General features: G+C 63.9%; 8 protein-coding genes and 2 riboswitches. Of the genes, 1 reads left to right on the forward strand and 7 read right to left on the reverse strand.

Features of this window, described 5'->3' with window-relative positions; translation table 11 throughout:
• Positions 1–11: 11 nt before the first annotated feature.
• The 6 genes from E4L98_RS22925 to gcvT all read right to left on the reverse strand — a co-directional run bounded on the left by E4L98_RS22925 (position 12) and on the right by gcvT (position 5671).
• Entirely contained in the window at positions 12–455 is a 444-nt protein-coding gene (locus E4L98_RS22925) for a hypothetical protein (protein WP_167761424.1), read from the reverse strand.
• A gap of 22 nt (positions 456–477) precedes the next feature.
• Entirely contained in the window at positions 478–714 is a 237-nt protein-coding gene (locus E4L98_RS22930) for a hypothetical protein (RefSeq protein ID WP_135203854.1), read from the reverse strand.
• An 8-nt stretch (positions 715–722) separates the two neighbouring features.
• Entirely contained in the window at positions 723–1049 is a 327-nt protein-coding gene (locus E4L98_RS22935) for an ArsR/SmtB family transcription factor (protein WP_135203855.1), read from the reverse strand.
• A gap of 94 nt (positions 1050–1143) precedes the next feature.
• Positions 1144–4038: an aminomethyl-transferring glycine dehydrogenase gene (gene gcvP / locus E4L98_RS22940; protein WP_135203856.1), complete on the reverse strand. Its 2895-nt coding sequence runs from the start codon at positions 4036–4038 to the stop codon at positions 1144–1146.
• 93 nt (positions 4039–4131) lie between these two features.
• Positions 4132–4512 carry a glycine cleavage system protein GcvH gene (gene gcvH / locus E4L98_RS22945; protein WP_135203857.1) on the reverse strand — a complete coding sequence of 127 codons (381 nt, stop codon included), beginning with the start codon at positions 4510–4512 and terminating at the stop codon, positions 4132–4134.
• A 31-nt stretch (positions 4513–4543) separates the two neighbouring features.
• The gene (gcvT, locus tag E4L98_RS22950; protein WP_135203858.1) at positions 4544–5671 is read right to left on the reverse strand and encodes a glycine cleavage system aminomethyltransferase GcvT; all 1128 of its coding nucleotides are present in this window, start codon (positions 5669–5671) and stop codon (positions 4544–4546) included.
• A 71-nt stretch (positions 5672–5742) separates the two neighbouring features.
• A riboswitch (glycine riboswitch) is annotated at positions 5743–5841 on the reverse strand.
• Positions 5842–5858: 17 nt separating this feature from the next.
• Positions 5859–5945: riboswitch (glycine riboswitch) on the reverse strand.
• A 124-nt stretch (positions 5946–6069) separates the two neighbouring features.
• Here gcvT and E4L98_RS22955 point away from each other — a divergent pair.
• On the forward strand, positions 6070–6630 hold the full coding sequence (locus tag E4L98_RS22955; RefSeq protein ID WP_135203859.1) for an ATP-dependent Clp protease proteolytic subunit: 561 nt from the start codon (positions 6070–6072) through the stop codon (positions 6628–6630).
• A gap of 56 nt (positions 6631–6686) precedes the next feature.
• Here the strand turns inward: E4L98_RS22955 and E4L98_RS22960 are convergent, their stop codons facing one another.
• Positions 6687–6887 carry a hypothetical protein gene (locus E4L98_RS22960; protein ID WP_135203860.1) on the reverse strand — a complete coding sequence of 67 codons (201 nt, stop codon included), beginning with the start codon at positions 6885–6887 and terminating at the stop codon, positions 6687–6689.
• Positions 6888–7131 lie beyond the last annotated feature (244 nt).

Below are 7131 nucleotides of genomic sequence, written 5' to 3' on the forward strand. Positions count from 1 at the left end.
CGTAGCGGCCGCTACGGTAGAGCCCGTGTGCGATTGGCAGAACTGACCCCGGATTCCAGCCAGCGGTCGCCTTGCTTGCGGATGTAGTGGGCGTAGACGTAGCGCCAGGGCATGAGCAGCGGGATGATGACGGCGAACGCGCATTCGAACATGGTGCCGGCAATGCCGTCGTCCATCTGCCCGCTTTGCCAGGCCGGCAGTGCCACCAGCAGCAGCCACAGCGCTTTCCAGCTCATTTCCCACAACAGCACCGGCAGCAGCTGCAATGGGTAGCGGATACCGATCACGCACAGCAGGCTGAACGCGGCCAGCATGCATTTCACCACGCCTTGCGACAGGCCCCACGGCTGCGCGTGCCGCAGCACGCCCGGCCAGACCACCAGCGCCAGTCCCACTGCGATGGTCAGATACACGGCTCTCAACAGGTACAGGCGGATCAGCGATACGTGCGGCATGGCGAAGCTCCTTGTGGTTGGCTTATTCGACTTCTTTCAGCACTTTTTCAATGGCGATGATGCGGGTCTTCAGGTCGGCCAGCGCGGCCGCGGTCTCGGCCTGGGCGGCGGTGGCGCGTTCGGCCAGCAGGCGGTACGACTCCTGGTTGTCTTCCTGCAGCCGGGCGCGCTTGATGACGGCCAGGTAGCGCAGGACGAAGATCAGCAATACGGTCCCCAGCGGCAGGCCCAGCGTCAAAAGGTAGATGTGTTCGGACATGATGACCTTCAGTTGTCAGAGTTGGTGGACAGGGTTGTTGCCGCCGCCGCGATCTGCGCCGGCGTCAGTTCGATCGCAAAGTCGGCCGCCTCGAAATAGTTGAGCGCCTTGCCGTCGGCCGACAGTTCCATCTGGCTGGTGACCAGGCCCGCTTGCTCCAGCTTCTGCAAATGCAGATGCAGCAGCGGCCGGCTGATGCCGATCTCGCGCGCCAGCTGGCTGACGTAATTGCGGCCGCCCGACGCCAGCGCCGCCACCACCCGCAAGCGGTGCGGATTGGACAGCGCGGACAGCGCCGCCAGCAGCTGGTCACCAGTGAGATGTTTTGATTTCATGTGTAAACAATATCTGACAGGTGTAAGGAATGCAAGCACAATATGCAAAAAAAATCCCGGCGCAGTGCCGGGATTTTCGCTACGTCAGACTGGCTTATTCGTAGTCGCTGATCGGCGCGCAGCCGCAGAACAGGTTGCGGTCGCCGTAGACGTTGTCGGCGCGGCCGACCGGCGGCCAGTACTTCTGCTTGCGCAGCGACGGCACCGGATAGGCGGCCACTTCGCGCGAGTACTTGCGGTCCCAGACGTCGGCGGTCAGCACCTCGGCGGTGTGCGGAGCGAATTTCAGCGGGTTGTCCAGCTTGTCGAATTCGCCGCTTTCCACCTTGGCGATTTCGCCGCGGATGGCGATCATGGCGTCGATGAAGCGGTCCATCTCGGCCTTCGATTCGGATTCGGTCGGCTCGATCATCAGCGTGCCCGGTACCGGGAACGACATGGTCGGCGCGTGGAAGCCGAAGTCCATCAGGCGCTTGGCCACGTCTTCGTTCGAGATGCCGGTGGCGTCCTGCAGCGGACGCAGGTCGACGATGCACTCGTGCGCGACCAGGCCGTCGTGGCCCGAGTACAGCACCGGGAAGTGCGGCGACAGGCGGCGCGCCATGTAGTTGGCGTTCAGGATCGCGGTTTCGGTGGCAGCGGTCAGGCCTTCCGCGCCCATCATGGCGATGTACATCCAGGAGATCGGCAGGATCGACGCCGAGCCATATGGCGCGGCCGAGACCGAACCGATGCCGGCGTTGTCGCGGATGTAGCCGTTGGAACGCTGGTTCGGCAGGAACTTGGCCAAGTGCGCGCCGACGCCGATCGGGCCGACGCCTGGTCCGCCGCCGCCGTGCGGGATGCAGAAGGTCTTGTGCAGGTTCAGGTGCGAGACGTCGCCGCCGAACGCGCCCGGCGCGGCCACGCCGACCAGTGCATTCATGTTGGCGCCGTCGACGTACACCTGGCCGCCGTGGCTGTGAACGATCTCGCACAGTTCGCGGATGCCTTCTTCAAACACGCCGTGGGTCGAAGGGTAGGTGACCATCACGCAGGCCAGATTTTTCGAGTGCTGCTCGGCCTTGGCCTTCAGGTCGGCCAGATCGACGTTGCCGTTGGCGTCGCAGGCGGTGACCACCACCTGCATGCCGACCATGCTGGCCGATGCCGGGTTGGTGCCGTGCGCCGACGATGGAATCAGGCAGATGTTGCGGTGGCCTTCGCCACGCGACTGGTGGTAAGCCTGGATCACCAGCAGGCCGGCGTATTCGCCCTGCGAGCCGGCGTTAGGCTGCAGCGAGATCGCGGCGTAGCCGGTGATCGCGCACAGCATTTCTTCCAGCGAGGAGATCATCTCGCGGTAGCCGACCGTCTGCGCTTCCGGCGCGTACGGGTGGATGTTGGAGAACTCGGGCCAGGTGACCGGGATCATTTCGCTGGTGGCGTTCAGCTTCATGGTGCAGGAACCCAGCGGGATCATGGTGCGGTCCAGCGCCAGGTCCTTGTCGGCCAGCGAACGCAGGTAGCGCAGCATCTCGGTTTCCGAGTGATAGCGGTTGAACACCGGGTGGGTCAGGTAGGCACTCTCACGCGCCACGGCTTCAGGGAAGGAGCGCGCGACGGCTGCTTCCACGGTGTCGAAGTCCGGGCCGTGCGCGGGGCCGCCGACCGGGTGCGAGAACACGGTCCACAGCAGGGCGATGTCTTCGCGGGTGGTGGTTTCGTCCAGCGACACGCCGACGTGGGTGGCGTCGATCACGCGCAGGTTGACGCCGTGCGAGTGGGCCGATGCGTGCAGCTGCTCGGCGTTGGTGACGGCCACGGTGAGGGTGTCGAACCAGCTGTCGTTGGTGATGGTGTAGCCCAGGGTCTTCAGGTTCGAGGCCAGCACGCCGGTCAGGCGGTGCACGCGCTGGGCGATCTGCTTCAGGCCTTTCGGGCCGTGGTAGACGGCGTACATCGACGCCATCACCGCCAGCAGCACCTGCGCGGTGCAGATGTTGGAGGTGGCTTTTTCGCGGCGGATGTGCTGTTCGCGGGTCTGCAGCGCCAGGCGGTAAGCCTTGTTGCCCTGCGCGTCGACGGTGACGCCAACCAGGCGGCCGGCCATCGAGCGCTTGAATTCATCGCGGGTGGCCAGGTAGCCGGCGTGCGGGCCGCCGAAGCCCAGCGGTACGCCGAAGCGCTGCGAGTTACCGACGACGACGTCGGCGCCCCATTCGCCCGGTGGCGTCAACATGGTCAGCGCCAGCAGGTCGGCGGCCACCACCACCATCGCGCCCTTGGCCTTGACGGCTTCCACATCGGCCTTGTAGTCGCGCACGTTGCCGTTCACGCCAGGGTATTGCAGCAGCACGCCGAAGCACTCGTCGACGCCGGCCAGTTCGGCCGGGTGCAAGGACTTGATCACGATGTCCAGCGGCTTGGCGCGGGTTTCGATCACTTCGCGGGTCTGCGGCAGCACATCGTCGGCGACGTAGAACACGTTCGATTTCGATTTGCCGACGCGCTGGATCAGCGTCATCGCTTCGGCGGCGGCGGTGCCTTCGTCCAGCATCGAGGCGTTGGCGATGCCCATGCCGGTCAGGTCGGTGATGGTCTGCTGGAAGTTCAGGATCGCTTCCAGGCGGCCTTGCGAGATCTCCGGCTGGTACGGGGTGTAGGCGGTGTACCAGGCCGGGTTTTCGAAAATGTTGCGCAGCACGACATTGGGCGTCAGCGTGTTGTAGTAGCCCTGGCCGATTAGCGACTTCAGCACCTTGTTTTTCGAGGCGATCTTTTTCAGCTTGTTCAGCGCTTCCTGTTCCGGCATCGGCTGCGTGTAGGCGCCCAGCGGCAGGGTGGTCTGGTTGCGGATGTTGGCTGGAACCACGGCGTCGATCAGCGCGGCGCGCGATGGGTAGCCGAGTACCGACAGCATTTCCTGCTGTTCGGCGGCGTCAGGGCCGATGTGACGGGCGATGAAGGCGTCGCGCGCTTCGAGTTGGGTCAGGCTGGTGCGGGTCATGATTATGTCAGGGCTATAGAATGCGGGTGCCGGCGCGGCGCGCGGGCGAGAAAAAAGCAAAGGCCAGCGCGCGGCTGGCCTTGGAGGGGCGACTTATGCGCCGGTGTTTTTGCCGTAGGCGGTGGCGTCCAGCAGGCCGTCGATGGCGGCGGCGTCGGCCGGCTTCAGCTTGAACAGCCAGGCGCCGTAGGCGTCGCTGTTGATCGATTCCGGCGCGTTGACCACGTCGTCGTTGACGGCCACCACTTCGCCCGACAGCGGCGCGTAGATGTCGCTGGCCGCCTTCACCGATTCCACCACGGCGGCGTCGTCGCCGGCGGTGTAGGTGGTGCCGACTTTCGGCAGTTCGACGAAGACGATATCGCCCAGTGCGTCCTGCGCGTACTCGGTGATGCCGACGGTGACAGTGCCGTCAGCTTCAGCGCGTACCCACTCGTGGGATTCGGTGTACTTCAGGTCTGCAGGAATGTTCATGTAAAGCTCCAGAAGGATCAGGGGGAAAGAGTTAAACAGCCAGGATTTTACCGTTGCGGACGAACGGCAGCTTGACCACCGACGCGGCCAGTTTCTTGTCGCGGATTTCCACGTGCACGGTGTCGCCGACGTTCACGCCCATCGGCACGCGCGCCAGCGCGATGGCCTGCTGCATGGTCGGGCTGAAGGTGCCGCTGGTGATCTCGCCGGTGGCGTCGGTGTCGGCCACGATGACTTTCTGGTGCGCGCGCAGCACGCCGCCTTTTTCGCGCAGGATCAGGCCGACGAACTGGGCGTTCTGGCCCTTGGCCTGCAGCGCCGCCTTGCCGATGAAGTCACGCTCGGACACCAGGTCGATAGTCCAGGCCAGGCCGGCGTCCAGCGGATTGACACTATCGTCCATGTCCTGGCCGTACAGGTTCATGCCGGCTTCCAGGCGCAGGGTGTCGCGCGCGCCCAGACCCGCCGGACGCACGCCGGCGGCGGTCAGCGCCTGCCACAGCTGCTCGGCCTTGTCGGCCGACACGCCGATCTCGAAGCCATCTTCGCCGGTGTAGCCGGTGCGCGCCACCATCACCTCGCCGAAGGTTGGGCTCTGGGCGAAGGCCACGTTGAAGGGTTTCATGTCGGCGGTTGGCTGCTGCGCTTCCGGGATCACCTGCCATACCTTGGCGCGGGCGTTAGGACCCTGCACGGCGATCAGCGCCATGGTATCGGCCAGCGCGCCATCGCGGCGCTGGGTGATGGTCAGGCCGCTGTTGGTGGCGGTGTTCTGCTGCTGCATCCAGGCCACGTCTTTTTCGGCGGTGCCGGCGTTGACCACCAGGCGGAACCAGTTTTCGTTGATGAAGTAGACGATCAGGTCATCGATCACGCCGCCTTCCGGATTCAGCATGCACGAGTACAGGGCCTTGCCCGACACCTGCAGCTTGTCGACGTTGTTGGCCAGCAGGCCGCGCAGGAAGGCGCGCACGTTGTCGCCCTTGATGTCGACCACGCACATGTGGGCCACGTCGAACATGCCGACGTCGGTGCGCACGGCGTGGTGTTCTTCGATCTGCGAACCGTAGTTGACCGGCATGTCCCAGCCGCCGAAATCGACCATGCGGGCGCCGGCTGCGCGGTGAGCGTTGTTGAGTGGGGTGGCTTTGAGCGTCATGGTCCGGTCCAAATCGTAAGAGGTTAACAAAGCATGCAAGAAACAACTAAAAAAGCTGGTTCCGGGATGTTGCAGACCCCTCTGTCCTTGGTACCTGAGAGATAACGGAAACCTGTTCCGCACGCCCCTTCGGTGGATCGCGGCGGCGACCTCTCTCCAGAGTTGAGCCGCACACGCTGCCGTGCGCGCCCCTTGACCGGTCCTTTTGCCTGAGAGTTTTTGGGTAGTGCCCCTTCGGCGGCAACGCTGGATTGCCCTCTCCCGATCAAGACTCGGGAATATATGTCAGAAGGGCTTGAATGTCAATCTTGCCGGGGCGCGCACGAATGGGAGACGGGGGCAAAGCTGTCAATGCAACAATTTGCTAGAATAAATCATACTAATCCAGAGCCCAAGCCATGAGCCAAGATCAAACCATTAATGAGGGACACGCGTGGTTCACGCTGTCCGGCGATGTGAACAGCGATATGGTGCGCCGCGTCTTCGACGCGGTGGCCGATATGACCGAGGACCGCATCAATACCGCCCACATCCTGATCCAGTCCAACGGGGGCTATGTCAGTGACGGCATCTGCCTGTACAACTACCTGAGCAAACTGCCGATCAAGCTGGTGACCTACAACGCCGGCGCGGTGGCGTCGATCGCCGTCATCCTGTACCTGTCGGGCAGCGAGCGCTATGCCAGCGACACCGCGCGCTTCATGGTCCACAAGTCGCACGCCAGCGCGCCGCACGGCGCCCGGCCGGACGCGCTGCGCATCATCGTCGAGGGCCTGCAGGCGGACGACGCCCGCACCGAGCAGATCCTGCGCCAGCATGTACAGCTGAGCGAGGAGCATTGGCGCACGCACGAATACTCGGACCTGCATCTGACGGCGGCCGAGGCGCAGAAGGTGGGAATGATTAATGCGATCGAGGATTTCTCGCCGCCTGCCGGTCACCGCGTGACCAACATCTGAAGCGGCTGCGATGCGGCGCCCGCGATTGCGGCGCCGCATTTGCCGCGCTGGACTACTTAGCGGCTTTTGTTGCCATCATTTTTGTGGCTCTGACGGCCGGCCTCTACGTGTTGCTCGTGGGTGCCGCCCTGGGTGCCGCCGCTACGCGAGCCGCTCGACGAGCCGCTGGACGAACCGGTGTTGCCGGACTGTTTGCTGCTACCTTGGTTGCTGCCTTGACGATTGCTGTTGCTGCTGCTTTTTTGATTCGAGGCCATTTTGCATTCCTTTACAAAAGTGAATAGAACGTACTCGCCTGAAGCGCCCCGGTTCTTTGGTGCTGAAGCGTTTCTGGTGACGTCATGATGCGGTTTAGGTCGTGTTACCGGTATCGGAATTTGCCCCCGTGGTCTGTAGGAGCATGCCTTGCTGGACGTTTAAAATTCTTCCCATTCGACCTCCTGGCGCGGCGCGCGCGGCGGCCGGGCGGGGCGTGACGCCGGTTGCGGCAGCGCCGGCGGC

The sequence above is a fragment of the Duganella callida genome, from assembly GCF_004614165.1.
GTDB lineage: Bacteria > Pseudomonadota > Gammaproteobacteria > Burkholderiales > Burkholderiaceae_D > Rugamonas > Rugamonas callida.

Excerpts from the sequence above, each read along its gene's own strand:
- E4L98_RS22925 (WP_167761424.1), bottom strand. The coding sequence starts at position 455 with ATGCCGCACGTATCGCTGATCCGCCTGTACCTGTTGAGAGCCGTGTAT.
- E4L98_RS22930 (WP_135203854.1), bottom strand. The coding sequence starts at position 714 with ATGTCCGAACACATCTACCTTTTGACGCTGGGCCTGCCGCTGGGGACC.
- E4L98_RS22935 (WP_135203855.1), bottom strand. The coding sequence starts at position 1,049 with ATGAAATCAAAACATCTCACTGGTGACCAGCTGCTGGCGGCGCTGTCC.
- gcvP (WP_135203856.1), bottom strand. The coding sequence starts at position 4,038 with ATGACCCGCACCAGCCTGACCCAACTCGAAGCGCGCGACGCCTTCATC.
- gcvH (WP_135203857.1), bottom strand. The coding sequence starts at position 4,512 with ATGAACATTCCTGCAGACCTGAAGTACACCGAATCCCACGAGTGGGTA.
- gcvT (WP_135203858.1), bottom strand. The coding sequence starts at position 5,671 with ATGACGCTCAAAGCCACCCCACTCAACAACGCTCACCGCGCAGCCGGC.
- E4L98_RS22955 (WP_135203859.1), top strand. The coding sequence starts at position 6,070 with ATGAGCCAAGATCAAACCATTAATGAGGGACACGCGTGGTTCACGCTG.
- E4L98_RS22960 (WP_135203860.1), bottom strand. The coding sequence starts at position 6,887 with ATGGCCTCGAATCAAAAAAGCAGCAGCAACAGCAATCGTCAAGGCAGC.